Genomic DNA, 25,822 nt, shown 5'->3' with positions numbered 1-25,822 from the left:
AAGGCGGGAACCTTTCATGCATAGTTGATGAAAATCCGTGCAGGATTTTCACGCTAACATCAGATCTCGTTTCTCCGCATGACGTGCCGCCGCTTCCTGCGCCCAAACATCCTGATGGCAGCAAACAGGATGAGAACCCCTATCGCCCCGAGGGCGATCATGCCGATAAGTCCCCAGTCAAGGCTCTTTTCCAAGACAAGTGTGGTTGTTGCTGTGCCATTTCCCTGAATGACCTGGTTCTGGACTGACAGGGGGGTGTAACCGTCTTTTGTCACCGTGATATTTACATTGGTATTGAATGCGACATGGGTAAGCAGCTGACCGTTGTCATCAGTAACACCGGCAACGTTTCCATCAACAGCGATCGAGGCGTTCGGTACAACCTTCTTGTCCTTATCCTGGACATTGATCGTGAGTGCGGCACTTTCATACGGCAGGGTAAAGGTGTAGTCCTGGCTCTGGCCCGATATACTTACGGCCCGGTTCTGCGTTGTATACCCGGACTTCCTTACTTCCAAAAGGTAGTCCCCGGTTGTAAGATTCGGGAAATTCGTGCGCCCGTACTCGTTGGTGGTTCCCGAAAGGGTCCCGTTGATATACACATCCGCGCCGCTCAGCGGCATGCGCGACTCGTCAATGACATAGACAACGGCGCTGACAGATGCTTTCGACAGGGACGCATAATATACGGCATCGGATGTACTGATGGTCCGTAATTCGGTATACGTCTGGTACCCATCCTTTTTGATCTCGATGGAATAGGATTTACCACGGCTGACCGGAGTGATAAGGATCCCGCGAGCATCTGTTTTCCCGGTGAGTATGGCATTGAGGCGCACTTCTGCATCGGGAATCGCCTTACCGGAGTCCTTATCGGTCGCGACAAACGAGAAACTGTTCCCGGAGAGCAGCTTATACTGTATCTCCTGGTTCACTGCTCCCATATCCACGGTATCGCTCCGTGCTTGGTAATTGGGAGCATTGATGTCCACGGAATAGAGGGTTGCCCCGTTCACGGCGAAGATGGCAGAACCTGACGCACCCGTCTGCTGCATTATTGATGCATTCAAAGCAGTGACATTGATGTTTGCCCCGGAGATGGGGCTGAGAGTATCTGAATCGAACAGGGTTACCTTGAGCGTGAGAGTCTTGCGGCTCAGGTTGACCAGCAGAGTGGTGGTATTCATGTCTACGATCTGTTCCCAGTCGTTATATCCGCTCATGGAGACTTTTATGTCCTGGTTTGACAAGCCGGCATGCGTGAGAAGTGCCTGTCCGTTATTGTTGGTCAGGGCAAAGTTTGCACTATTGACAAACACCGTGGCATGGGGAAGAGTAGTGTTATCGAGACTGTCCTGCACGGTAATCAGCAGGTTCGTCGTTGCCTGTGCCGAGCTGCAGAGAAGGAGAACTAACAGCAGGGAAAAAAGGAAACGAGGTCGAGGATTATACATGATAAATTATCGCCACCTGCTCATATATCAGCACATCGGTCTACATCTCCCGATCAAAAGGCACCCGGTCAAGGAGCATCCCTTCCACGAGCACGGGCATGAGACGCCTACCTTCCTCGATTGCTTTCTGCAGCCTCCAGTTCCTGTCAGCGAACAGGGTGAAGAGCGGTTCACCGGCCTTCACGAGTTTACCTTTTTTGGCATGGAGTAAGATCCCCGCTCCACGGTCCTGGGGCGCCCCGGCAGTCCTCGCAAGGGTGATCAGGGACTGGTTATTCATCTCGATCACGTATCCAGAGGCAGGTGCCTTGACCACGAACTGGTATTCACCGGGAACGATGTCGGAGGACTTGATGTTCGGGTTCCCTCCCTGGATCTCAATGATCCGTCGCATCTTCTCAAGCGCCTTCCCGCTCGTAAGAATGTCCTGTGCCATGGCCGCACCCCCGCCCCGTTGTGCCTTGCCTGCCATCTCCAGCGCAATTCCCGCTATCGAGATGCTCTTCTGGATAAAGGAGTTGGGTTCCGTTGAACCCTCGAGGACGCGCAATGCCTCGATAACCTCCAGTTTCGGGCCGATGCTGTGCCCGACCGGAGTATCCCCGTAGGTCAGGGCGCACTCGACCTTCATGTCAAGCCGTTCGCCGAGTTCGATAAACTCCCGTGCAAGTTTCCTTCCTTCCTGCATGTTCGCTACCTTGGTGTGCTGGCCGACAGGGATGTCGATGACCACGAGGTTTGCACCGACCGCAAATTTTTTTGCCATGACACTGGCAAGCATCTGGCCCCGGGCGTCGATCTTGAACGGGTATTCCTGGATGATGATCCGGTCATCAGCCGGGGCAATGTTCGTGGCCCCGCCCCAGACAATACATCCCCCGACCTTATCGGTCATCTGCTGGACTTCGGCAGATGTGAACTCAACAAATGCCAGCACTTCCATGAGATCGGCGGTACCACCGGCGCCGGTGATTGCGCGCGAGCTTGTCTTGGGGATCTTGAGGCCGCTTGCTGCGATGATAGGGACGATGAGGAGGCTGATCTTGTTCCCGGGAACACCGCCGATGGAATGTTTGTCGACAATGGGGCGGGATGCAAATTTGATCTGTTCGCCGGTTTCCACCATCGCCCGGGTGAGGTGTTCCACTTCATCCATATCAAGCTGGTTGATGTATGAGGCGGTGATGAATGCCGTAAGTTCCGCAGAAGAGATATCATCGCGTACTACATCCTTGATGATCGTCAAGGTCTCCTCTTTGGTGAGTTTGCCCCCGTCCATCTTCTTCCTGATGAAATCGAGGGATGCGGGCCGGCCGGCTTCCCGGATCTCGATCTCCGCACCATCCTCAAGTTGCAGACGCTCGTTCGTGATGCGGTAGACGCCGAGAGTTCCCTGCTGTGCGATCGTTGATGTTGTTTCCACAAATGCTGTTACGGACATCCCGTTTTTCGGATTGATCACCTGGACACGATCGCCATTGAGTACACCAATGCCCCGGGCGTCCAGCCGGTTGAGAAGGACCCCCCGTGTTGCGATATCAAGGTTTTTTACGACCAGTTTCACTCTTCTAGCACCTCCATTGATCCTGCTTTGCACCGGATCGGCGTTTTTCAGATCTACGTTGACTGTCCCGGGCTTAAAAGGATGCCACACGGCAGGTGCAAACGGGGACGTAAAGAGTACACAAGAATACAAAATGGCAGGTTTGACTGCGATAACGTTTTTTTTTAAACTGCTGTTGCGAAAAAAAAAGATGTTTGGATTTAGTTCAGTGCCTGCGCACAACGACGAACGCAACTGCACCAAGGCCGATCAGTGCAATGAGTGCACCGAAACCGGGTGACTTGGTTGGGGTTGCGGTCGGGGCTGCAGTTGCGACAGTTGTCGGGACTGCAGTTGCGACGCTGGTCGGGGCTGCAGTTACAACTGCGGTCGGGGCCACTGTCTGAGCAGAGGTCTCGAGCACGTTGAACAGTGCAGTTCCGGTCGCGACCTGGATGACTGCGTCTTCAGTAACAATGTACTCGTCCGGCTTGAATGTTGAGGAGTCAACATCGAACGAGAGCTTGTTCATGCCGCTGTCGCCCTTGGTAACCTTGATGGTACCGGTAGCGCCGCTGAACTCGCCGCTCTGGCTCTTCTCAGTCGGCTTGAATGATGATGAGTAGACCTGAACGAGGACTTCGTCATCTACGGCGAGGTTGGTCTGTGCAGTGATGGTGAACTTGTCACCAACGTGCTTGTCGCCAATCGCATCGACACGGATGATGGGTTCCTCGATAAGGAACTGGAGCTTGGTGTAGGTATCGTCGACGTTAGCGTCGTTGATGCCCTGTGCAAGTGCTTCAGCTGCATCGGATCCCTGCAAGCTTCCAGATCCGAGGAGCTTGAAGATCCTGGTGTAGTTGGTAGTACCCTGTGTCTGGAGCTGCTTGTTGACGACGTATTGGCCAACAAGGTCGACATCGAACACTTTGTTCTGCATCGGGTGCTGGACAACGACGAAGTACTGGCCGCTGGAGAGTAACTTGGTGGTCTCCTGCTTGATTTCATACTTGAACGATGCGTCAGAGTTGACAGATGCGGTTTCCAGATCTGCATAGTTCTTGCCCATGATCCAGATCTGGACACTGTTCGGGTCGCCTTCTGCGGTACCGGTGACGTAGATTCTGTCACCCTTGGCAACCGTAGACTGGGATGCAGTTGCAGAGACGAACGGTTTCTTGATGATGACAGAGACCGTGCCATAGGCTGCCTGACCCAGGTCGTCCTTGTCATTGGGCTGGCTTACTGCGTAGATGGTGTAGGTACCTGCATCAAGTGCATAGTTGGCGGTTCCCCACTTCCATGACCAGGTGTTGTCACCGTTGACATCGATTGCCTTGAAGGTGCTCGCGTCGCCGTTCGAGACTTCATGCTGCCGGGGATCTAGGTCCGCGGGAGCGATCTGTGAACCCTTGGTCTTCAGGTTGGGTCCGACAATGAACAGGTAGGTCTTGTAGGTCTCGGTGTTGGTACCGGAGAACTTGATCTCTTCGCCGAGATAGTAGGACTGGTCGCCAGCTGCTACGATAGTGACTGCGCCCTTCTCGACGTTGACATCAACTTCATCGGACTTGTAGTCATGGCCGCCAAGCGGCTTGAAGTCCTGTTCTACACGGATCGTGTATTTCTGTGCCTTGGTCCAGTTGGTAGTAATAAACTCGATGGTCCTTGTACCGGTGTTCGAGAGTGTGATGTTGGCGTAGTACCGGGTCTGGTTGTATGTCGGAATAGTGCTTTGTCCAACATCTTGGAAGATGGCATTACCGGCACCATTCTCATACAGGTATTTACCATAGGGATGGGTAACGGTACCCGCTGCAACTGGGAGATTAGTGACTGGGTCGATACCCGATGCCAAAATCGAGTTGTCGAAAGCGACCCCTGCTTGGCCGTCCTTCATCATGGGCGGCTGGTCATCGTACCCGCTGGTCATCGCCGAGGTGCCCTTGACCCACAGATAGTAGGATTGACTGGGCTTACCCGTGACCGTCACGGAGAACGACTTGGAGCGGACAACCGAGTCCTTGTTGGCCTCGATCTTGACGCTGTTGGAGATGAGGGTAACCGTGCCGGTTGCCGAAATGGTCTTGCCGGTGTAGTCAGAGCCTGCGTTCTTGTAGTTGTCCTTCATGTTGTTGAGCAGGGATTCTGCCCAGACGCTGTAGGTTCCAACCGGGTATATGTACTGGCTGTTGGCATCAACGGCATCAGTAACCCAGTAGGCGGCTGCACTACCTAAGTACCACGGCTGATTGTTGACAAACTGCTTGGTGATGCCTGTTGAAGCGTATGGGCCCCCCTGCACACCAACCATCAGGTGGTCGAGTACTGCACCGGACTCATCCTTGACCTTGAGGGTGATATACCCGTCAGTTGCTTTATTGGGGGCCAGCAGGTTCATGGGAACAGCATTGTAAGACGTTCCGGCCATGCCCACATGGTTCCAGTCCTTGAATCCTGCAACGGATGGATAGAACGGGACAAGTCCTTGATCATCTCTGGTAAAGTTCTGTGCCGTCCAGTTGATGCTGGTGCCACCGAAGGGACCGTCTCCGGAACCTACGACTGCGCTGTTGTTAAAGTACAGGACGTCATACCCGGTGTTGATCGGGAGAGTCTGTCCAAAGACGCCAAAGACGGCCTCATTGCCGTTAGCTGGATCGGTGACGTTCTGATAGTTGCGGATCTCCCAGACATTATTGGCATTCTGCGCTGCAATGTAGGAACCGTTTTGAACGCCGGTCCAGTTGTAGTCGCTCCATGTTGCTGTTGCAGCAGGAGTGCCAGTCGGCCAGAGCGCCGGCCCTGTTCCAGTGCCCAGTGCAGCGTATGCTGTTGCTGCAGTGTTACCAACTTCCCAGAGCGTGTTGTTCCGGCTGCCGAAGGTTACAACGTACATGTTGGTGTTGACCTGGACATCAAGGTTTTCACCCTGCGGAATGGACAGGCCGGTTACATCCTTGGCCTGCTGCCAGTCCCAGACACCCACGGAAAGGGTCGGGTCCTGCACGTTGAATAACGCGTTGTATGTGGTAGCTAGCGGTACTCCTGGATACGGGGTCTGCCCGTCAGGCTGGAGCAAGTACCAGTTTCCGGTATATCCCACGAAGTCCGCGGGTGCAACCTGGAAGTTGAGGTACCTGCCTGCAACCTGAGGTCCGATATCCAATGATTTGGTCGGAGCAGTGGTTCCCACCGCTGCGGCGGATGCCCACCAGCCAATCTTCGTGGCGAGTGGCCCGTCATCAAATGTACCGTTGGCCTGTGGGGCAACGGCGCCATAATAGACTTCATTCATTGCATGAGTCAGGTTGAGACCCTGCTCACCAATAAATACAGTTGCGCCGGCATCAATCGCGTTTCCGTTCAGGCTGGTTTGAGTTATTGCCGATACCGGCATAACTGCAAGCAGGACGAACAGAGCGACTGCAACCAGTGCAATAGATAATCGCTTAGTCATTTGTTCAATTCCTCCAAAGTTTACATCATACATTGCAAGCCGAGAACCGCGTTCGACAAATGCCGAATAACGATTCTACGAGCCCCATACTCCGTTTAGACGGAATATGAAACAGTATTTGTAAAAGAGCCAATATATCCTTTGTGGTTGTTTTTGACGGTTAATCCGGACCTTAAAAAACGTTGTTTTTCAATTCAGGGCAAATAAAACCGTTTTTTTGTCCCGCATCCAGCCCGCATCCATACAGAGTGTAGTAACGTTCATGTGTGGTTTTGGTATATATCACGCGCATCGAATCGTAATATACAATAATGTTGTTGTATACATTAATGTACTTATACATTCATCCGATTTTTGCTTCTCGCACCATTCCAGTGGGAGCAGCGTTGACCCGTGTTCACATCATAATTCCAACAGTGCACCTGATGAGGATTCTAAGAAACAGGTATTGGGCAGAACAGGAACGGGCCTGCGGTTACATTTCAACAGATATACAACCTGTTATGACAAACATCAGGGCATGAGAGTTATCCGGGCACCGAGCATCGGGTTGGCGCACGAGCAGGTCATCAGGATGATCCTGGAGAAGGGCCGGGTGCTCACAACAGAAGATGCCGAAGCAACGGTTGAATTCGAAGAGATTGCCCTGCAGGTCGATACCCCTCTCGCAGAACCGATGGTGAGCCCGCACTCAAGGTTCCAGCAGAAGTTCGTCGAGCAGTATGCAAAGGACCTGCTGCACGGCTCCCACGCATCGTTCGAATATGACTACCATGGCCGGCTCTTCGAATGGGGCGAACGGCTGGCAGTAAACGGGCAGCCGGTGCATGTCGACCAGATCGCGTATATCGTGGAAAAACTCCGTTCCTCCCCGGTAACGAGACGGGCGATCGCCATCACCTGGAACCCGGTCATCGACGAAAAACTCGACGACTGCCCCTGCCTCCAGCTCGTCCAGTGCGTGCTGCGGGACGGGAAACTGTGCATGCGGGTGATCTTCCGCTCCAATGACATGCTGACTGCTGCCGGTGCAAACATGTACGCCCTCGTGCAGCTCCAGAAATCCATTGCCAGCCAGCTCGGCGTTCCGTGCGGGACCTACACCCATATCTCACTTGTCCCCCACATCTACTACCTCCGGGACGTGCATGACATCGAGCCGTTCTGCGGGAGCGGCAAGCTCATCCAGCCGGTAAAAGAAGTCTGCAGGGCCTGCCAGCGCTGTGACCGGGCAAAGTCTGTATAACCTGATATGAGTGCTGGCGCGAGTGGCCGTCACCTTAATTAAGCAACAGCGGCAAAAAATATGGGTCACACAGCCCGGTAGTGTAGCGGTCAATCATGGGGGACTCTGGATCCCCCGACAGCAGTTCGAATCTGCTCCGGGCTACTTCTTTTCGTGCAGTTTTGCATTCAGCACCAGGAATATCCGTTGCTGACCTTGTCAGGCAATAAGGGCTGAAAGGATACATGCAAGGAATATCGCACCGAACATCCCGGCGCCGCCAATGCTGACTTCGGATATTTCCATGTCCCGGATACGGGGGAGCTGCGCGATACCTGCGCCGAGTAGTGTACCGGCAGTACCGGCCACGAACGCAGTCACTCCCGCCAACAGTCCCGTTCCCCCGGTCAGCAGGAGCCCGCAGAGGAGTGCCGCAAGACCGGGAATGAAGAGGGGGGCCCGGAGACCGTAGCCAGGCACGGAACGCGTCGCCATCCACGCGATGACGGCAACAATCACAATGCCGACAGCAACGGGCTGGAGGACCGCCACGTCTGCAACGGCGGTCGCCCGGTAGAGGAGATAGATCGATACTGCTGCAGGGATCAGCGCCCCTCCGAGGTTGAGCGAGATCACGGTCTCCCAGATGGGTGGGGGGGCAAACGGGTTCCCTGCCCCGGCAAACGGCTGCGCTGCATTGTCGAAACGGATCATATCACGCTTTATTCGGTACAGCGGGATATTCACAAAACTCCCAAACAGCATCAGCAGGACAAGTGCGAGCGCCGCGATCCACGAGAACCCGAGCCGGGTGAACGCTGCACCAACGAGCCCGAGGAACAGGAGCGGGACGATAAGGATGACAAGGCCGACAAGAAGGATCAGGGCAAGGACGGAAAGCGGCCCGACCGAATGCATCCGGATGCCGTTACTCATGGGACACCCCCACAGGGTGTTTTGTGCAGACGATAGCTGCGTGGTCCTGGTGGAACTGGGAGAGCCAGACGCTTTCCACAATCTCAAGCCCGGCAGCGGCGAGGCCGGCAATCGTTTCGCGGAACACCTCTTCCGGGGTCTTCCGGACATCCACGCTCCGGGTCTTGAGCATGAGGATTGCCTGCCCCCCGGGCCGGAGGAATGCGCAGTTTCTCACAAGGATGGCAGCCTGATCCGGCTGCGCCACATCCTGGTAGATCAGGTCGACCGCCTCGACCAGGGGGGCATACTGCTCCGGGCGTGACGCATCCGCCATGATCGGCACGAGATTTTTTCGCCGCCGGGCCACTTCCAGCAGGTCCTGCATCGGCCGCGGGGCAAACTCGACCGCGTAGACCACCTCCACGTAGTCGGCCACGTGTGAGACCGTCGTCCCGTTCGCTGCCCCGAGATAGAGTACCCGCATCCCCGGGGTTAGTTCCACCCCGGTGCCCGCGTAATAGAGCGCCGCCAGCTTGCTCCGGAACGGGTCCCAGACCCGGGCACCGGCAAGCATCCGTTCACCGTACACCCCTCCTTCGCCGTGCGATACCAGCACATCCCCGATCCGTATCATGGCTCATCTCCCTTTCCAAGACTATCAATACGTTCCTGTGCACGATCGAGGAACTCCGGCACCGGAACACCACGGAAGTAATCGAGCCGGGCGGCGATGGCAAGTTTCCCGGCAAGCGCCCGGGCCACCTTTCCCCGGCGTTCCTTAGGCGCGTTGTGCACCCGCCGGTGCTGGAAGATGATCCCGTGCTTGGGGGAGGGCGACTGTGTCCGCAGGTGGGCAAAGAGGGCGGTCCGGGCCCCGAGCACCTGGATGGCGCTCGCCGGCAGCCGGGAGAGCGGGAGAAGTCCACCCGCGTGGGACATGAGCCGGGCGGCAACCAGCCCGCCGATCAGCGCACTGGTATTGGGCATCACCTGGTTTGCCCGTGCCGAGACCTCTTTGGCAAGATCAGTTCTCGCCGCTGCAAGCTGCTCGACCTGCAACGCAACCTTTCCAAGTGCCCCCCGGCCTCTCTGCGAAATGCTTCTGACCAGCACGTGCGCCGGCGTCCTGTGGTACTTGCGGGAGAATGTCGGGTGCCGTACCTGGTGCCACTCTGCCACCCGCTCGGAGAGCAGGTTGATCACTTCATCCATCCCGTCAAGCGTCCGCACCATCTGGAGCAGCTCGGTATCCTTGCCCGCGTACTGCTCGCGTATCTCCTGCTCAGCGGCAGCAAAACAGAGCTCGCGGAGTGCCGAGAGGTACTCTTCGCGGCTGCCAACAGCTTCGCAGGTGATCGCATTCTTCCAGTCCAGGGGGACAAAACCGTCCATCGTGGTCCGGAGGGATCGCACGCGCCGTGCGCGGGCAACGGCATCACCTGCAAGAGGCGTGCACGCATCCCCGTCCACATCCCCGAACCAGTAGGATTGCATGAAAATGGATGGATGCCGGCGGCAATAAAGATCACATATCGCGGCGACCGATCACAGCGATCCGCGGCACCCGTCAGGTCCATGCAATGCCAAAGGAGTAGAGCATCACGGGGATCATGATCGCACCCATACAATACATACGTGGCACATTGACGAGGTGGGGGACGAGGCCGAGCGCTGTGGCAAGAATGAGAACCACGAGACCGAACGGGCCGGTGAGGAGGATGCTGAGGATGACGACAAAGAGGATCACTGCCCGGTTCAGTGCATGGCTGTCGATCATACCGATCCGGTGGGCCGAGCGGGAGAACCAGATCGTGATCCCGTACGCAACGCAAGCGGCAAGCACGCCGGCCACCATCAGCTCGCCCATCGAGGGGAGTGTGAGTTCAGAGAGCGCCACCATCACCCCGTTCCGCATCCGGGACAGGGCGAAGAGCGCGGCAAGACCGATATATGCATTCGCCGTGTTTGCCGCATTGGTCGCAAGGAGGTATGCCCGCCGGTCCTTCTCGTACCCGATAAGGGATGCCAGCACGCCGTTCGCGGAAGCGTTCGAGAGCCCGGGAAGCCATCCCACGGCAATTCCGGCAAACGTCCCGAGCAGCGAACACTTCACCACAGTTCTGTCCTCCATCCGGATCCCCCGGTACAGCTGCACGGGAATTGTTCCCCGCGTTGCGGTGAGGAGAACAGAGATGCCAAACAGACCGGTGAGGAGCGGCATCAGGATTGCGCTCCCACCGGCAAGGGTGTGCCAGCCAAGGAAGGCATAACGGAGGGCAAACATCCCGAGGATCCCTGATACGATAAAGACTGCAAGCCCCCATCCGGGTGCCTCACTCGTGACGACCATGTAGCCCACCGTCGCCACCAGCAGGATGCCGATCCACCAATCGAAGTACGGCTGGAGTGCGGGCAGCAGGAGAAAGCAGAGGATCGACAGCGGCACCGCAATGACCATCGAACAGGCGCTGCCGAGCGCCGCGATCCGGACCGCCTCCTCACCGTTGCCTTCCAGGCAGAGCGCATGTGCAGGAAGCACGGCAAGGGATGTGTCCGCATCCGGGATGCCGAGGAACGTGGATGGGATGGCATCGACAAACGTATGCGTGATCAGGGCGGCAAACAGTGCGCAGGCGAGTGTAACCGGGCCGAGCACTGCAAGGAGGGGCACCTGGAGGCTGAGGAGGACACCGGCGAGGGTATTTGAGTGCACGCCGGGGATGATCCCGCTGATAGTACCGAGGATGACGCCAAGGAGGGTGCCAAGCAGGATCTCGATCATTGACTAAAAATATGGGGGAACGAATATAAATTAACCGAAATGCATACCATCATCTCATCATATCGCGAATATAATGACGTAGCGACACCCCTTATGAAGATCGCAGTCACCCGCCTGAAAGGAAAGGAGAAGAGCGATGCCGGACGCTGCTCGGAGTATGGCCATTCATGTTACAGCGTCCACCCCCTCCGTTCGGAGCTCCGCATGCCGGAGATTGCGGCATTCACCGATGCGGTCGCGAGCGGGAAGTTCGACTGCATCTTCTTCACGAGCGCCCTCCCGGCAAAGATCATCGCCCCCCGCCTCACGACCCACCCCCGGGTGATCGCGATCGGTCCCCAGACGGCAAAGGAGCTCCGGGAATACAACATCGACTGTGAGACCCTGTCAAGTTTCTACTCGCGGGACTTTGTACCATACTTAGGCGACTGGATCAAGGGGAAACATATCGGCATCCCGAGGGCAGACGTACCTAACCCAAAACTTCTCGATGCCATCACGGCCGCCGGGGGCATCGTCCACGAGTTCCGTTGTTACGGGCTTGAGTCGACCGGTGAGCCCCTCGACCTGCAGAGGGCCGGTGCAGTCTTGTTCACGAGCGCAATGTCGTTCGGACAGGCCCGCTGGACCCCCCGCCCCGGCCTGCTGGTGATGGCGATCGGCGACATCACTGCCGCTGCCATGCGGAAGGCAGGTACGGAACCTGTTATCGTGGGCGACGGGTCGCTCGAGGGGACCTTAAGGGCCCTGAATACATACATCAGCAATCAGGAGACAACCTAGGATGGACGACCACACGACAGGGAAGGAACCGGTCCATCTCTGGGACCACGCGGGGATCATCGTTATCGACAAGCCCCGGGGCCCCTCCAGCCACCAGGTCGCCGCGTGGGTGGGGCAGATGCTGGGATGCCAGGTGGGTCACTCGGGGACGCTCGACCCTCAGGTCTCCGGCGTGCTGCTCATCATGCTCGGCAATGCCGTGCGGCTCGCCCCGCTCCTCCTCCAGCATGATAAGGAGTACATCTGCCTGATGCGGCTGCACGGTGACGTGGACAGGGAGCGGATCGGCACACTCGCGGAAGAGTTCACCGGCAGGCTGTACCAGCGCCCGCCCCGTAAGAGCGCGGTCAAGCGGAACCTCCGCATCCGGGAGATCCGGAAACTCGAGATCCTTGATGTTGACGGTCGCATTGTCCTCTTCCGGGTGCAGTGCGATGCCGGCACGTATATCCGGTCGCTCTGCCACCATATGGGGCTCGCCCTCGGCGTCGGGGCGCACATGCAGGAGCTGCGCCGCACGCGGTCGGGGACCTTCTCGGAAGAGTCGATGTATACCCTTTACGACGTGCAGGATGCGGCGGTGGCTGCCCGTGAAGGCGACTGCTCAGCGCTTGAGGCAATGGTCCTGTCTGTCGACGCAGCGGTCCCGGAGCTGCCGATCGTGGTCGTCCGCGACTCGGCGATCGACGCGCTCTGCCACGGCGCCTCGCTTGCAGGGGTCGGCGTGATCAGTTGCATGGAGTTTGGCAAGGACCAGACCGTTGCAGTCCTTTCGGAGAAGCAAGAGTTCGTCTGTCTCGGGCAGGCACTTGTCCCCTCCGGTTCTTTCAAGCCCGGCGACACCGGGCTTGTCATCGCGCCGACCACGGTGTTCATGGCGCCCGGCACCTATCCCCGGGGCTGGACAAAATCCGACAAGGTCTTCCCGGAGAAGAAAAAGCCCGATAAAAAACCGGACAAGACGCCGGCCCCGCAGCCTGCGGGGAGGCGGGAGAGGCGCCCGGGCCGTAAGCCGTTCGGGAAGACCGACCATAAGCCGGAGGAACAGCCCCGGAAGAAGAGATACCATTAAAAAAAGCCCCGGCAAACAGATAGGATACACTTTTTGCTGAGGTAGTCTAGCGGTAGGGCGCAGGCCTGGAAAGCCTGTGGTGCGAAAGTGCCTCGGGGGTTCAATTCCCCCCCTCAGCGTTTTGTTGTTTTTCTGATTTTGAGAGGGGGGGTATACCATAGACCCCCCCTCCATGGGGGTGGGGGGGTATCCGGCAGACCCCTCCCCCCTTTGGCCGGATCAGACCCCCCCTGATCATTTTTGAGTGGCCTCCCGTAAAGCTCGTTCCGTCTGAAGCCTTATGTCATGGACACATAAAAAAACCGTGCAATATTGCGTACATCCCAGTTTTGAGGAGGGGGGTCTCCGGTATACCCCCCCACATGTATTTTTTTAAAACGCGTTGACCCCCCCACCATTTGCTTTTCAAGTTGGAGATACCCCCCACTCCACTTCAAAATTTGAAGGGAGTCCCTGCTTCGGATCCGATTCAGGATCTTGGCAGGTGTGGGTACCCTCTACCCCATGCGTTGTAAACCGTAACTGATCTCCCATCCCAACTGGATCGCACGGTGGGATTGGTCCCGGTATATTCAGCGCTTTTGCAGGCACTCGTTGGCAAATGCAAAATACTCCGGCACGATCTCGAAACCAAGAAAATGCCGGCCTTCCTGCTGTGCCACGACCGCCACGGTCCCTGAACCGAGGAACGGATCGAGGACAAGATCGCCGGTATTGCTGGAATAGAGCAGGATCTTCCTGACCAGGTCCGGGGGAAGTTTCGTCGGGGTTTTTTTCCTTCCCTTCCAGTACTCGCGGTTGATCACCCACACGTCTTCGGGGTAGTGGTCGATCTTGTTGAACGTATACTGCTTCGGGTCCTTTGCCACAAACAGGATGTGGTAATGGCTGGTCACGTATTTCTTCTTCGTGAAGACGCCGAACTGGTATTTCCAGATCAGGTGGTTGATCGTAGTCAGTCCTGCCGCATCAATCCCTTCGAGGATATCCCGGAGTCGGTTCCAGCCGGAAAAGATGTACATGCTGCCGGTCGGGGCAAGCACACGGGCCGCTTCCGCCATCCAGGTGCGGGTGAACTCCCCGTACTCTTCTTCCGGAATCTCCCGGTATCCCTCTATGACATTCGACCCCTTCCGGTTGTAGTTGAGCCGCTGGGCCCGGAAGTCGATGGCAAATGGGGGATCGGTAACGATCAGATCAACAGCCCCATCGGAAACAACCGGGAGAAGCGCGAGTGCATCCCCCTGGTACAGGGTGTCCTGCCAGAATGCGCCCAGCTTCTTCTTCATTCAGCTCTTCCCGCCGGCAGCCCGTCCCATCTCAAATGCTTTCACATTGATCTCGATCGTCTTCTTGGGGACCAGCCGTTTTACCGATTCGAGCAGGGTCTCCGGTTTCAGGGGCATCCACTTGGACGCAGCCCCAAGCATCACCACGTTCTGGGAGAGGGGGCTCCCCGCCTCGGCCGCAATCCGGTCCGCATCGAGGAGGCAGAGCTCATGGTTCTTCAGCCCTGCGATGATCTCCTCTTCCGAAGGGGCCGGAAGCTTCTGGGTATAGACCGAGGTCGGGAGCACGAGATGCCGGTTTACAACGATCTTCCCGTCTTTCTTGAGGAAATGGGAGTACCGGAGCGCTTCAAGGAGATCGAACGAGACGAGCAGGTCCGCCTGCCCGGGGGCAATGAGGGGCCCGTACTGGCCGTCAATGCGGATGTGGCTCTCGACCGAACCGCCGCGCTGGGCCATGCCGTGGGTCTCCGCACCCTTGACATGCCGGCCCTCGATGAGGCAGGCCTCGCCGAGGATATTGGAGGCAAGGATCGTGCCCTGGCCGCCGATCCCGACGATCAGGATATCGTAACTGCCGGTCATTTCTTCCCCTCCCGCACGATCGCCCCCACAGGACAGAGCAGGGCGCAGACCGCACAGCCGCTGCAGAGCTCGTTGATACGCGCCTTCTCGTCCGCAAATTCGATCGCGGGGCAGCCGAACCGGACGCAGGTCCCGCATCCCGTGCAGGTCTCGGGGTCAACTGCGTACCTCCCGCGTTTTACCTCTGCACGACGGGCGGTGATCACGCACATCTGCCTGGCGATGATCACTTTCACGCCTTTTCGCTTCTTTGCCTCCTGGAGCACGTTCACCATGCTGGTGATATCGTACGGGTCGACGGTCTCGACAAAACTGACCCCGCAGGCGCGGCAGACCGCATCAAGCGAGACTGCCTGTGTCTCAACGCCGCATGCCGTGATACCGGTATTCGGGTTCGGCTGGTGGCCGGTCATCGCCGTGATCCGGTTGTCGAGGATGACAACGGTCATGTTTGCACCGTTGTAGACCGCGTTCATCAGCCCCTGGATGCCGGTGTGCAGGAACGTGGAGTCCCCGATCGTGCAGACCACGTCGCGGGTCTCACCGGAATGTGCGATCCCGCTTGCGACCGTGATCGACGCACCCATGCAGATAGTGGTGTCCACAACCCCGAGCTGGAGGCCCAGCGTGTAACACCCGATGTCGCTTGGGTAGATCGCGTCTTTGAACACCTTCTTGATTGCATAAAACGCCCCGCGGTGCAGGCATCCCGCGCAGAGGATCGGGGGGCGCACCGGCAGGTTCTGGACCGGCCCGGCAGGTGCGAACGGGTTCTTCTTTAAAAACCCTGCCTTTTCCATGATCGCCGCAACCACCGTCGGTGACAACTCCCCTTCATACGGGGCATAACCATTCTTCTTGCCGAAGACCGGGACAAGACCCGCGACCTGCCGGACCGTCTCCTCGACTTCAGGAGCAAGCTCCTCGATGACAAGCACCTTCTCGTGCTTCCGGATAAACTCCCCGAGCCATTCCTCGTCAATCGGGTAGGCGCCGATCTTCATGAAGGAGACACCGTCGGGCAGGAGCTCCTGCACGTAGGTCGCACCAATGCCGCTTGCAATGATCGCCGTCTTCCCCCGGATCTCGTACCGGTTGAACCCTTTCTCGACCAGCCGCTTCCGGATCGCCGGCTGCTTCTCATTGAGTTTTTTGTGAAGTATGCGGGTGTGGGCCGGGATCACGACATACTGCCGAGGGTCCTTGTGGAACTCTCCCTTGCGCGAGCCCGCAACCACGGGTCCCAGTTCCACATCACCTTTCGAATGGCAGATGCGGGTCGTGGGGCGGAAGAGCACGGGCAGACCGAACTCCTCGGACAGTTCGAATGCCGACCGGATCATATCGTGCGCTTCCTGCACGCTGGCGGGATCGAGACACGGCACCCGTGCAAAATGCGCATAGCAGCGGGTGTCCTGCTCGTTCTGGGAACTGTGGGCAAACGGGTCGTCCGCACTCATGATGACAAAACCACCGGTCACGCCGGTATACGCGCTCGTCATCAGCGGATCTGCCGCCACGTTCAGCCCCACGTGCTTCATGGTGCAGAGTGCACGGACACCGCACCAGGCCGCAGCGAGGGCATTTTCCAGCGCCACCTTCTCGTTGACCGACCATTCAAGATAGTACGACCGTTCCGGCTGTGCCCGCAGCGTGTCGATGACTTCGGATGACGGCGTACCGGGGTAGCCGCTGACAAAATCCACACCCGATTCAAGAGAGGCATGCGCTATCGCTTCATTCCCGAGGAGATATCTTCGTTCCATGATCCCAGATCCGTATAAGTACCGTGGTTTTTTTACACATATCCCTATCTGAAGAAATGTATACGTTCGCTCTTGGATTCACAACCTATAAAAACTCTGATGGAGTAGTAATTAGGGTAAATTTCAGGCAAACTTTTGGGCCCGTAGCATAGCCCGGTGGTGCGCCCGGCTGATAACCGGGAGGTCATGTGTTCGAATCACATCGGGCCCATCCTTGTTTTTCTCATTTTTTTTAATAATTGCATATTTCCCTTATTCCCCTCGCGGGACAGCCCCCAGTCCGCATGAAATACGGGAGAAATAAGGGAAAAAACGCGAAATTCCACATGGTCTGAAAAAGAGATCCCGGTTTTGAAAACCGTCTGTCCTCCGTTCACGGTTTTTTGGCAAACACGTACCCGACCACGATCTCAAGGGCATCGACAAGTTTCTTCTCATCCGTGAGATAGTCCCGCATCGCCCGGTAGAGCATGTACATGACATCGTACCCGTAGAGTTCCAGTGCCTTCTTTGCATCGAGTGGGTTGAGGTAGGAGTCCGTAAGGAACCCGTCAAAGCTGTACATCAGCTCGAAAAATTCCCCGTCTTCCGAAAGGACGCAGAACTGGTCGGTGACGGGCATAGCCGGGTTGTCAGGACGGAACGCGGCGAGTTCGGATTTCCCGAGAATGATCATCTTCTGAGGGTAATACATAGGATCATACATCTCCCCCTTCGTGTCCTGCTTGCCCTTCTTCAGCATGTTGAGACCCACGATCTTCACAACGGTGACTGAAGAGGCGGCCATCTTTTTTAAGAGCTTTGCATCGTTCTCCTTCAGTTTCCCGGTCAGGGCCTTCTCGTCCTCCTGCAGCTGTGCGATCTTCTGCTCCAGGGTCTCAAACCCTTTTTCGATTTCATCCATTGTCGTTCACCACGTTCCGTCACGCTGACTATTGAGAGATAAGAAGTGTTCATGCCGGGCTATAAAACCACTCGTTTCGTTGTTTACCAGCCGTATCCGGGAACAGATCCGGGCAGGACTTGGTTTGGGGTAAGACCAAACTTTATGCTGGATTGAGGACAGATCCATGTATATGGAGAACAGAGAGGGTCTTGAGCTTTCACCGAGAAAAGTGGAATACCTCAAGTACCTGTCCGAACAGGGAGGTACTGCGAGGACAACGAAGATCGCCTCGCATTTCGGTGTCGACCCCTCAACAATAACCAAGACCATCAGCGAGCTGGCAGATGCCGGTTACCTGCTCCATACGCCATACCGCGGCGTTTCCCTGACCGATAACGGAAAACAGTACGCGGGATTTCTCGTCAAACGCCACCGCATACTCAGTCTCATTCTCGTCCGTAACGGGCTCTCCGATGCGGAGGCCTGCCACGAGGTCTCCCGGTTCGAGAGTTTCATCTCCCGGGACGCGATCGATACGATGTGCCGATCGATGGGTCATCCCCAGCAGGGTATCTGCGGAAAGATCACCCACGATGACGGGTGCATGGCGGAGACAAAACAACCGTAATAACAGAGAGGATACTATGACGACAGGAGCGTGCGTTCTGCCATGAGCCCGGCAATGATCTCTGAACATATCCCGGATATCGATCTTATTACGACCTATGCGGAGCGGCAGGATTCTGCATTCTCCCGTATCAGCCCATGGACAAAGTTTATCATGCTCATTCTCGTTGTCCTGATGATCACCCTCCCCAGCAGCATGCCGATCCTCGTCGCCATGTATGCTGCGATCCTTCTCATCTGCTTCATGGCAGGCCTCCCCATGAGAAAGATCCTTGCCTGGTATTTCATGCCGGTGATCTTTGTGCTCTCCCTTGTAGGAATCATGGCATGGAGCCAGCCAGGTGTACCGGTTTTTTCATTTGCTATCGCGGTGTTCGTTCTCACCCTTACTGACCAGGGCATCCTCCTGGTGCTAACCCTCCTCCTCAAAGCCCTGATCTCGGTCACATTTTCACTCTTCTTCCTGATGACCACGAAATATGCCCACTTCTCCGCCATGATCTCCCGCATCTTCCCCTCGCCGCTCGACCAGATCTTTCTCCTCGCATACCGGTTCCTGTTCCTCACGCTTGCCATGGCAGCGTCCATGCTCAAGGCGGTCCGGTCCCGGGGTGGCGGGATCGCCCATTCCCTGCGTGTCCAGGGAGGTCTCTTTGCCGGGATGTTCGGCCTTGTCTTCATACGTTCCTTCGAGCAGGCTGAACGGGTCCAGAAAGCGATGACCGCAAGAGGCTACAATGGCACCTATACCGCACGCACCCTCATCCCGAAACCGGGTTTTGCCGAGTACGGAATTCTCTGTGGAGCCGGCCTTGCCGTGATCATGACCCTGTGGCTGGTACCGCATGCCGTGGGATGGTGAGCGATGACGATCACGCGCCGGGACCCGCACAATGCCCATTGCCCGCCCCTTGATCCCGCACGGGAACTGATCCACGTGGACTGCGCAAGCCACATCTATCCTGACGGGAGTGTCGGGATCCATGAGATGTGCTTCTCTGTGATGAAGGACGAGATTGTAGCTTTGTGCGGGCCCAACGGGGCGGGCAAGTCAACCCTGATCGAGCACCTGAACGGCCTTCTCATACCATCTGACGGGGATATCTGGATCAATGGCAGGTCAGTCACCCGGGGTGAATGCGCGGACCTCTGGAAAGAAGTGGGTGTCGTGTTCCAGCGCTCCGAAGACCAGCTCTTTGCCCCCACGGTCCTCGACGATGTCATGTTCGGGCCGCTGAACCTTGGGTTGTCACCGGAAGAGGCAAAATCAGCAGCAATGGGGGCACTCGAAGCGGTCGGAGCAGCGGACCTGATCCACAAACTGCCCAATTACTTAAGCGGGGGCCAGAAGCGGCTGGTCTCCATTGCCGGTATCCTTGCCATGAAGCCGCAGATCATGGCGCTAGACGAGCCCACCTCTGACCTCGACCCGGTCCACTGCGGGATGATCGAGCGGCTGATTGTCGGTGTAAAGGAACGGTTCGGCATCAGCGTGGTGATCGCAACCCATGATCTCGAGCTTGCCGCCCGGATCGCTGACCGGGTCTGCCTCGTCAGGAATGGGGCCGTATTTGCCGAAGGCAGCCCGCGGGAGGTGTTTTACGACACCGCGCTCATCGAAGAGGCGGGGCTGAAATTACCGGACACGGTGATGACCTGGCTTGAGTATTGCAGGGAGATGGGGCTGGATCCAGCAGACCAACCGATAACGAGAACGGAGCTAGTCAAGATGCTGGAGAAGATTTCGGGCGACGCTGGCCGGAAAAATTTGGACTGAGTCCAAATTTTTCATTACGTTTTTATGCTCCATTCAATAATGGTTGATCATACAATCCGGTGCGGGTTTCTTCGCCGGTAAGGAGATCGTTCTTTGGCACACATACATCTTGAAGACGGATCGTTCTCACTATTCTGGGTGATGGTCTGGTGGATTATCGCTCTCGTCTTGATCGGGGCTGCACTCTGCTTCCTGCGATCGGGACGCCGTAAAAACCAGAACACAATCACCATCGCCGCATTTGTCACCGCCGCTGCGTTTGTCATATCCCAGATCGAGATACCATTCTTCGGCGGAGTGCACCTGAACCTGACGCCCCTGATCGGCATCCTCGCGGGACCGGTCCTTGGCGCCCTTGTCGTCCTCGTCATCAATACACTCTCCGCGGCAATCGGTCACGGGGGGTGGGGGCTGATCGGGGCAAACGTGCTGGTAAACCTGAGCGAAGTGACGATCGCGTTCCTCGTCTTCCGTGGCGCACGGGGCCTCCTTCCGGATCTCTTTTCCCGGGCAGGGATTGCCACCTTTGTCGGACTGTTCTGCGGCAATCTCGTGATGGTGCTCATTATCCTCGTCTCCGGTATCCAGGGCGTCACCCAGTCATCATCCCAGGTCCTTGCCGGCCTCACCCTGATCATTGCGGTGAATATGGGTGTTGCCATCATCGAAGCCCTCCTCACCGGCCTCATTGTCAGGTATATTGGAAAAATCCGGCCGGATATTCTTGGGGAGAAAACTGCGTAACTGCAATTTGGGAGGGCAGGCACATTTCCGATGTGTTCCCGTGATTCAGGAAATCCGTTCCCCGATGAAAAAATACTTCCGGTCTTTTTTAAGGATCGCCCATCCCACAGTACCGCACGGGAGATCCTCGTTGATCACAATGCCCTGGTACGTCGGCGAACGGGCCATGACCGATCCTTTCCTGACTGTTTCGGTAACGATGAACGGGACCGCCTTTCCAAGACAGCCCGCATTCACCGAAGCGTAGATCTCCTCAGCACAGGCAAGCAGGAAGCGCGACCGGTCCTTCTTGACCGAATCGGGAAAGTCACGTTCCCGCGAGAGGGGGGTGAACGGCCTGCAGGAATACCGGGTCACATTCACTTTGTTGGGCTGTATGCGGCGGACAAGGTCAAGCGATGCGGAAAAGTCCTCATCGGTCTCACCGCAGATGCCGACGATCATGTCGGTTGCGATGGTAATATTCGGATACCGTTTCCGGAAGGCTGCGACGATCTCCAAAAAATCCGCCACGGTATATCGTCTCCCCATCCGTTCCAGCACCGGGTCTGATCCGGACTGGACCGGGAGGTGGACAAATTTAAAGATACGATCACCGGAGAAGGCATTAACAATACCGTCGAGATCCTCCATCACTGTTGCAGGGTTCATCATGCCGACGCGGATATGGTAATTCCCGGGCACGTCTCCGATATCTGCCAGCAGTCCGGCAAGCGAATGCCCTTTATCCATCCCGTAGGAACTCACGTCCTGAGCGGTGAGCTGGATCTCCGCTGCCCCGGCAGCGGCAAATGCCCTGACCTGCCGCAGGATCTCTTCCGGTGGGAAACTCCGGAGCGGTCCGCGGGCAAAGCGGGTGAGGCAGTAGGTGCAGGTGCCGTTGCACCCCTGAGCAAGCTGCACGATTCCCACGCTGCTCCCTGCCACGGTCCCGACTTCCCGGTAGCAGTCCTGGATGGCATCCGGAAGGATGATAACGGGATCGCAAACCGAGAGGATCGCTTCACGCTGGACTGCCGGCAAACAGCCGGTAACATAGAGTTCATGGCCGCTGAGAGCCGAGAGCCGCCGTATCATCCGCCGTTCCGTGGGGCCGACCACCGTACAGGTATTGACAATGATCGCATCCGCCTCATCAGGAGATTCCGTGATGGTGCATCCCTGGTGTTTCAGGATCTCAACCAGCTTCGCAGTATCCCCGAAGTTATACCGGCACCCGTACGTTTCGATAAACACCAGTCGGTTGCAGAGTGCGCCCAGTGCTCCACCCGTCAGTTCGCCCTCGCAACCGGTACTGCACACGGGCCGCGAATGGCGGAGGATCGTTTCAGGAGGGGGGCGCATATACTATTCAATAATGCCATTTTCACGTTATATCTAATTTCTGAACACAACACTTAACCGATTGTACCCGTAACCTGTTTACCATGATGAGAATCGGGCTGCTTGGCTGCGGCAACATCGGGCATATTATTGCACGCCATTCCGGCAGCTTTACGATCTCAGCGGTCTTCGACCAGGTCTTCGAACGGGCAGCCGGGATCGCATCGATCTCGGGCGCAACCGCGTACCATGATTTTGACTCATTTATCAATGCCGATTTCGATATCGTTGTCGAAGCGGCATCGGTCAGCGCAGTAAAACTGTACGCCATTGATGTTATTGCCCACCGCAAGGACATGGTTATCATGAGCGTCGGGGCCCTTACCGATAGAGGATTCCGGGATATAATCCGCACGAAGGCACGGGAAAACGCCAGGAAGATCTACATCCCCAGCGGTGCGATCTTCGGCCTCGACAATCTCAAGATTGGCAGGATATCGACAATAAAACGGCTGCTGCTCAGGACAACAAAGAGCCCGGCTGCACTCGGCATCGGGGCACAGGAGCGGAGGCAGATCTTCTCCGGCAAGGCCAACGAGTGTATCAAGGCCTATCCCAAGAATGTCAACGTCTCCGTTGCCATGAGCCTTGCAGCGGGGATGGACACCGATGTCGAGCTTTTTGTCGACCCGGCAGTAGACCAGAATGTGCACGAGCTCTTCATCGAAGGGGATTTTGGCGAGGCCTATATCCGGGTGACCAATATGCCCAGCCCGGACAACCCTGCGACCAGTTACCTTGCCGCGCTCTCTGTTCTCTCGCTGCTGGAAAAGATTGAAGATCCGATCATCGTCGGTACATGACGGGTAAGGGGAATTGTGAGCGGTATGACCGATCTTGACGATCTGTTGCAGTTCCTCAGAGAAGACGCACCTGCCGGGGATGTGACCTCCGATGCGATCATACCCGAGATCAGCTGCACAGCGGTCATCCGGGCCGAGCAGGACGGGATCCTTGCCGGTATCGAAGAAGCATCCGCACTCTTCTCCCATGTAGGTGTCACCATAACCTCAAGGAAAAACGACGGGGATACCGTGAGGAGGGGTGAGGTGGTCCTGTCGCTCTCCGGCAGGGCAAAGGATGTCCTCCTTGTTGAACGGACGGCACTCAACATTCTCGGGAGGATGAGCGGCATTGCAACCCGGACAGCGGCCATGGCCGCGATCGTGAAGGCCGTAAACCCGTCCTGCCGGGTAGCTGGCACCCGCAAGACCTGTCCCGGGTTCCGCAGGTTCGACAAGAAAGCGGTACAGATCGGCGGAGGCGACCCCCATCGCATGAACTTGAGCGACGGGATCCTGATCAAAGACAACCATCTTGCGCTGGTACCCCTCGAAGAGGCCCTGCATGCAGCGCGGAGCCATTCTGCATATAAAAAGATCGAGGTGGAGGTGGAGTCCGCCGCTGACGCAATGAAGGCCACCACTGCCGGCGCAGATATCATCATGCTCGACAATATGACACCCGGTCAGGTGCAGGAGACACTTTCCATCCTGAGGAACAAGGGCCTCAGGGACCGTGTCACCATCGAGATATCCGGAGGGATTGATGAGGAATCACTCCAGGATTACGCGGCCTGCGGTGTTGACATCATCAGCATGGGCGCACTCACGCATACGGTGAAGAATTTTTCCCTGAGCCTAGAGATCCAGCCGGTCCGGGCAGGTAAGGAATAACCACGTTTTCTTAAGGTCAGGTAACCCGTAAATCTGCCGTGGTTCCCAGGGTAATGACACGAGCGGGCGCAGGAATTAAGAGAAAAGCTTAATCGTGCGATGTACCCCATGGGAGGTTGTGGGGATGTGGGATGGCAGACGCGGAAGTTCCCGTTCGTGCAGCAGAAGAGCCGCATGAACCGAAACCGGTTGAACCTGTGGTAATTGAAGAGCGGAGGAAATTACGCGTCAGGGACCTGATCACTCTTCTGAAGGATCCGAACCTCAATTACCGCTGGCATGCTGCGGAGCTGCTGGGGGAAGAACGGGACGCTGAAGCGGTCGGCCCGCTCATTGAGGCGCTGAAAGATCCGTTCGTGGACGTCCAGTGGCTTGCAGCCAAATCACTCGGGCAGATTGGCGACACCCGGGCACTCGTCCCCCTGCTTGATGCGACGACGTCGAACGATAAATGGCTGAGGGCCGGTGCCGCGTGGGGTCTTGGGAAACTGAAGGACCCACGCGCAGTCGAGCGGCTTCTCATCCTCTTGAAGGACAAGAAAACCCGGGTGCGAAAGGAGGCTGCATGGGCCCTTGGTTCCATTGCTGACAACCGGGCAGTGCCTGGTCTGACCGAAGCACTCACTGATCCCGATGAAAGTGTCCGGGACGCGGCAAGGAAAGCGCTGGCTTCTATTCAGGGTGCGCCGGTGGAAAAGATCGAAGGCATCTCAGGTAAACCTATACAATAAGTGATCTCATGCAGCTGACCGGCAACGAGCTGGTATAAGACGATCTCTTTTTGCCGGCTTCACACCGGAATCTGCGAAAATACCGCATCAAGGGATTGTCGTGATGCGTATATCTTCAGCAGAACTGATGACGATCTCTTTCTTTCCGCGATACGTCTGGACGATACCATACGCCAGAATGCTGTCGCCTTTATGCACGCTCAGGTTCCGGGCAGCCGTTGCAGGAATGAACACGGAGATATTGTTTACCTGCAGGGCGAGGTGGCCACCATTTTCTATGAGCGTGGCCTTCTCAACAGCTCCTTCCACGATTACCAGTTCACCATCCGCAGAGTTTTCGGAAAACGGGTGAGCGAAGGGTTGTTTTCCGATCATAGTGAGGACGACCTGTGCTGCAACAACCGTCACGGCAACTCCCACCAGCAGGAGCAGGGCCACGCGTTCCTGACGCCCGAGCATACCAGATTGTATAAAAATAATGATATAAATTACCGACAGGTTGATATGTTAACAGTGTTAACACTATCACCATGTATCCTACAACATTACCACCCTCATCGAGGACGGTGCTCCAGATACTGGATGCAGGCGGAGCGATGACCCACAAGGATCTCGTCCAGAAAAGCCACCTTGCGCCGCGAACCGTGCGCTATGCATTGAAGAAACTCAAGGAACGCGAGCTTATTATCGAGAAGTTCAACTTCCGTGATGCGCGCCAGATCATCTACCAGAACAGGACTGCACAGACAGCCAAACCCCAGCAGGCGTTTGTATGACGAAACATACCTGTACCCTGATGCACTGCGACACTATGGTCAGGAACCTCCTGCCCCCGATGCGGGCCGAGATGGTCGTCCGGCTGGTACAGAGGCAGGGACTGAGCCAGAGCGATGCAGCAAAACGGCTTGGCGTCACCCGTGCAGCAGTCTCCCAGTACATGAGCAGGAAGCGGGGGGCAGGCGAGGTCGAGATCTCCTCAGAACTGGATCTCATGATCGACCGCTGGGCGCTGGCCGTAGAGACCGGGGAGAGCGATATTAACCTCTGCGATGTATGCCAGTGTGCATTAAAAAAATTCTGAACTCCCGACTCTGAACTCCCGACTCTTTTCTCCGCCA

At 56.8% G+C, this 25,822-nt stretch carries 25 protein-coding genes and 3 tRNA genes; 15 read left to right on the top strand and 13 right to left on the bottom strand.

Features of this window, described 5'->3' with window-relative positions; translation table 11 throughout:
• Positions 1–59: 59 nt before the first annotated feature.
• The 3 genes from ABSG49_RS03205 to ABSG49_RS03195 form a co-directional block, all read right to left on the bottom strand.
• Complete coding sequence (locus ABSG49_RS03205; protein ID WP_424024660.1) at positions 60–1,454, bottom strand: carboxypeptidase-like regulatory domain-containing protein; 1,395 nt, start codon at positions 1,452–1,454, stop codon at positions 60–62.
• A 40-nt stretch (positions 1,455–1,494) separates the two neighbouring features.
• On the bottom strand, positions 1,495–3,018 hold the full coding sequence (locus ABSG49_RS03200; RefSeq protein WP_424024659.1) for an AMP phosphorylase: 1,524 nt from the start codon (positions 3,016–3,018) through the stop codon (positions 1,495–1,497).
• 205 nt (positions 3,019–3,223) lie between these two features.
• Complete coding sequence (locus tag ABSG49_RS03195) at positions 3,224–6,460, bottom strand: MEMAR_RS02690 family S-layer glycoprotein (RefSeq protein ID WP_424024658.1); 3,237 nt, start codon at positions 6,458–6,460, stop codon at positions 3,224–3,226.
• A gap of 520 nt (positions 6,461–6,980) precedes the next feature.
• Between ABSG49_RS03195 and ABSG49_RS03190 the strand changes: the two genes are divergently transcribed.
• Positions 6,981–7,706: a thymidylate synthase gene (locus ABSG49_RS03190; protein WP_424024657.1), complete on the top strand. Its 726-nt coding sequence runs from the start codon at positions 6,981–6,983 to the stop codon at positions 7,704–7,706.
• A 71-nt stretch (positions 7,707–7,777) separates the two neighbouring features.
• Positions 7,778–7,850: transfer RNA gene (locus tag ABSG49_RS03185), tRNA-Gln, on the top strand.
• Between the two features lie 54 nt (positions 7,851–7,904).
• Here the strand turns inward: ABSG49_RS03185 and ABSG49_RS03180 are convergent.
• The 4 genes from ABSG49_RS03180 to ABSG49_RS03165 all read right to left on the bottom strand — a co-directional run bounded on the left by ABSG49_RS03180 (position 7,905) and on the right by ABSG49_RS03165 (position 11,385).
• A complete protein-coding gene (locus ABSG49_RS03180) occupies positions 7,905–8,621 on the bottom strand; it encodes a DUF1614 domain-containing protein (protein WP_424024656.1) in 717 nt (238 codons plus the stop codon).
• Entirely contained in the window at positions 8,614–9,237 is a 624-nt protein-coding gene (locus ABSG49_RS03175) for a fibrillarin-like rRNA/tRNA 2'-O-methyltransferase (protein ID WP_424024655.1), read from the bottom strand. Before ABSG49_RS03175 ends, ABSG49_RS03180 begins: the two co-directional genes overlap by 8 nt.
• The gene (locus ABSG49_RS03170) at positions 9,234–10,097 is read right to left on the bottom strand and encodes an NOP5/NOP56 family protein (protein WP_424024654.1); all 864 of its coding nucleotides are present in this window, start codon (positions 10,095–10,097) and stop codon (positions 9,234–9,236) included. Before ABSG49_RS03170 ends, ABSG49_RS03175 begins: the two co-directional genes overlap by 4 nt.
• Before the next feature lie 73 nt (positions 10,098–10,170).
• Positions 10,171–11,385: a tripartite tricarboxylate transporter permease gene (locus ABSG49_RS03165; RefSeq protein WP_424024653.1), complete on the bottom strand. Its 1,215-nt coding sequence runs from the start codon at positions 11,383–11,385 to the stop codon at positions 10,171–10,173.
• A gap of 93 nt (positions 11,386–11,478) precedes the next feature.
• Between ABSG49_RS03165 and ABSG49_RS03160 the strand changes: the two genes are divergently transcribed.
• The 3 genes from ABSG49_RS03160 to ABSG49_RS03150 all read left to right on the top strand — a co-directional run bounded on the left by ABSG49_RS03160 (position 11,479) and on the right by ABSG49_RS03150 (position 13,359).
• Positions 11,479–12,168: a uroporphyrinogen-III synthase gene (locus ABSG49_RS03160; RefSeq protein ID WP_424024652.1), complete on the top strand. Its 690-nt coding sequence runs from the start codon at positions 11,479–11,481 to the stop codon at positions 12,166–12,168.
• Position 12,169: 1 nt separating this feature from the next.
• On the top strand, positions 12,170–13,240 hold the full coding sequence (locus tag ABSG49_RS03155; protein ID WP_424024651.1) for an RNA-guided pseudouridylation complex pseudouridine synthase subunit Cbf5: 1,071 nt from the start codon (positions 12,170–12,172) through the stop codon (positions 13,238–13,240).
• Positions 13,241–13,275: 35 nt separating this feature from the next.
• Positions 13,276–13,359: transfer RNA gene (locus ABSG49_RS03150), tRNA-Ser, on the top strand.
• 453 nt (positions 13,360–13,812) lie between these two features.
• Here ABSG49_RS03150 and ABSG49_RS03145 read toward each other — a convergent pair.
• The 3 genes from ABSG49_RS03145 to iorA are packed head-to-tail and all read right to left on the bottom strand — an operon-like array spanning position 13,813 to position 16,880.
• On the bottom strand, positions 13,813–14,529 hold the full coding sequence (locus ABSG49_RS03145) for a DNA-methyltransferase (RefSeq protein WP_424024650.1): 717 nt from the start codon (positions 14,527–14,529) through the stop codon (positions 13,813–13,815).
• Complete coding sequence (iorB, locus tag ABSG49_RS03140) at positions 14,530–15,114, bottom strand: indolepyruvate ferredoxin oxidoreductase subunit beta (RefSeq protein ID WP_424024649.1); 585 nt, start codon at positions 15,112–15,114, stop codon at positions 14,530–14,532.
• The gene (gene iorA / locus ABSG49_RS03135; RefSeq protein WP_424024648.1) at positions 15,111–16,880 is read right to left on the bottom strand and encodes an indolepyruvate ferredoxin oxidoreductase subunit alpha; all 1,770 of its coding nucleotides are present in this window, start codon (positions 16,878–16,880) and stop codon (positions 15,111–15,113) included. The genes iorB and iorA overlap by 4 nt, the downstream gene beginning before the upstream one ends.
• 137 nt (positions 16,881–17,017) lie before the next feature.
• Between iorA and ABSG49_RS03130 the strand changes: the two genes are divergently transcribed.
• Positions 17,018–17,091 (top strand) — tRNA-Ile (locus ABSG49_RS03130).
• 162 nt (positions 17,092–17,253) lie between these two features.
• Here the strand turns inward: ABSG49_RS03130 and ABSG49_RS03125 are convergent.
• Entirely contained in the window at positions 17,254–17,784 is a 531-nt protein-coding gene (locus ABSG49_RS03125; RefSeq protein WP_424024647.1) for a hypothetical protein, read from the bottom strand.
• 172 nt (positions 17,785–17,956) lie between these two features.
• Here ABSG49_RS03125 and ABSG49_RS03120 point away from each other — a divergent pair, with 172 nt between their 5' ends.
• From ABSG49_RS03120 to ABSG49_RS03105, 4 genes are all read left to right on the top strand, one after another.
• Positions 17,957–18,394: a metal-dependent transcriptional regulator gene (locus ABSG49_RS03120; protein ID WP_424024646.1), complete on the top strand. Its 438-nt coding sequence runs from the start codon at positions 17,957–17,959 to the stop codon at positions 18,392–18,394.
• Positions 18,395–18,436: 42 nt separating this feature from the next.
• Positions 18,437–19,255: a cobalt ECF transporter T component CbiQ gene (gene cbiQ / locus ABSG49_RS03115; RefSeq protein WP_424024645.1), complete on the top strand. Its 819-nt coding sequence runs from the start codon at positions 18,437–18,439 to the stop codon at positions 19,253–19,255.
• Between the two features lie 3 nt (positions 19,256–19,258).
• Positions 19,259–20,170, top strand: a complete 912-nt coding sequence (locus tag ABSG49_RS03110) for an energy-coupling factor ABC transporter ATP-binding protein (protein ID WP_424024644.1) — start codon at positions 19,259–19,261, stop codon at positions 20,168–20,170.
• Positions 20,171–20,263: 93 nt separating this feature from the next.
• The gene (locus ABSG49_RS03105; protein ID WP_424024643.1) at positions 20,264–20,914 is read left to right on the top strand and encodes an energy-coupling factor ABC transporter permease; all 651 of its coding nucleotides are present in this window, start codon (positions 20,264–20,266) and stop codon (positions 20,912–20,914) included.
• A gap of 45 nt (positions 20,915–20,959) precedes the next feature.
• On the opposite strand, the gene ABSG49_RS03100 is transcribed toward ABSG49_RS03105, so the two are convergent.
• Complete coding sequence (locus ABSG49_RS03100; RefSeq protein WP_424024642.1) at positions 20,960–22,258, bottom strand: tRNA (N(6)-L-threonylcarbamoyladenosine(37)-C(2))-methylthiotransferase; 1,299 nt, start codon at positions 22,256–22,258, stop codon at positions 20,960–20,962.
• Positions 22,259–22,341: 83 nt separating this feature from the next.
• On the opposite strand from ABSG49_RS03100, the gene nadX reads away from it, so the two are divergent.
• The 3 genes from nadX (at position 22,342) to ABSG49_RS03085 (ending at position 24,704) form a co-directional block, all read left to right on the top strand.
• Positions 22,342–23,100 carry an aspartate dehydrogenase gene (gene nadX, locus ABSG49_RS03095; protein ID WP_424024641.1) on the top strand — a complete coding sequence of 253 codons (759 nt, stop codon included), beginning with the start codon at positions 22,342–22,344 and terminating at the stop codon, positions 23,098–23,100.
• Between the two features lie 24 nt (positions 23,101–23,124).
• Positions 23,125–23,973, top strand: a complete 849-nt coding sequence (gene nadC, locus ABSG49_RS03090) for a carboxylating nicotinate-nucleotide diphosphorylase (RefSeq protein WP_424024640.1) — start codon at positions 23,125–23,127, stop codon at positions 23,971–23,973.
• Between the two features lie 131 nt (positions 23,974–24,104).
• Positions 24,105–24,704 (top strand): HEAT repeat domain-containing protein, encoded by a 600-nt coding sequence (locus ABSG49_RS03085; RefSeq protein ID WP_424024639.1) that lies wholly within the window; start codon positions 24,105–24,107, stop codon positions 24,702–24,704.
• A gap of 87 nt (positions 24,705–24,791) precedes the next feature.
• Here ABSG49_RS03085 and ABSG49_RS03080 read toward each other — a convergent pair whose 3' ends face one another.
• Entirely contained in the window at positions 24,792–25,163 is a 372-nt protein-coding gene (locus tag ABSG49_RS03080) for a hypothetical protein (RefSeq protein WP_424024638.1), read from the bottom strand.
• 71 nt (positions 25,164–25,234) lie between these two features.
• On the opposite strand from ABSG49_RS03080, the gene ABSG49_RS03075 reads away from it, so the two are divergent.
• A complete protein-coding gene (locus ABSG49_RS03075; RefSeq protein WP_424024637.1) occupies positions 25,235–25,480 on the top strand; it encodes a MarR family transcriptional regulator in 246 nt (81 codons plus the stop codon).
• On the top strand, positions 25,477–25,785 hold the full coding sequence (locus tag ABSG49_RS03070) for a transcriptional regulator (protein WP_424024636.1): 309 nt from the start codon (positions 25,477–25,479) through the stop codon (positions 25,783–25,785). The genes ABSG49_RS03075 and ABSG49_RS03070 overlap by 4 nt, the downstream gene beginning before the upstream one ends.
• The last annotated feature ends 37 nt before the right edge of the window (positions 25,786–25,822 follow it).

The organism is Methanoregula sp. (genome assembly GCF_049510175.1).
Classification (GTDB): Archaea; Halobacteriota; Methanomicrobia; order Methanomicrobiales; family Methanospirillaceae; genus Methanoregula.
Note: the sequence above shows the minus strand (reverse complement) of the source record. Positions and strands in the feature narration are given on the sequence as shown.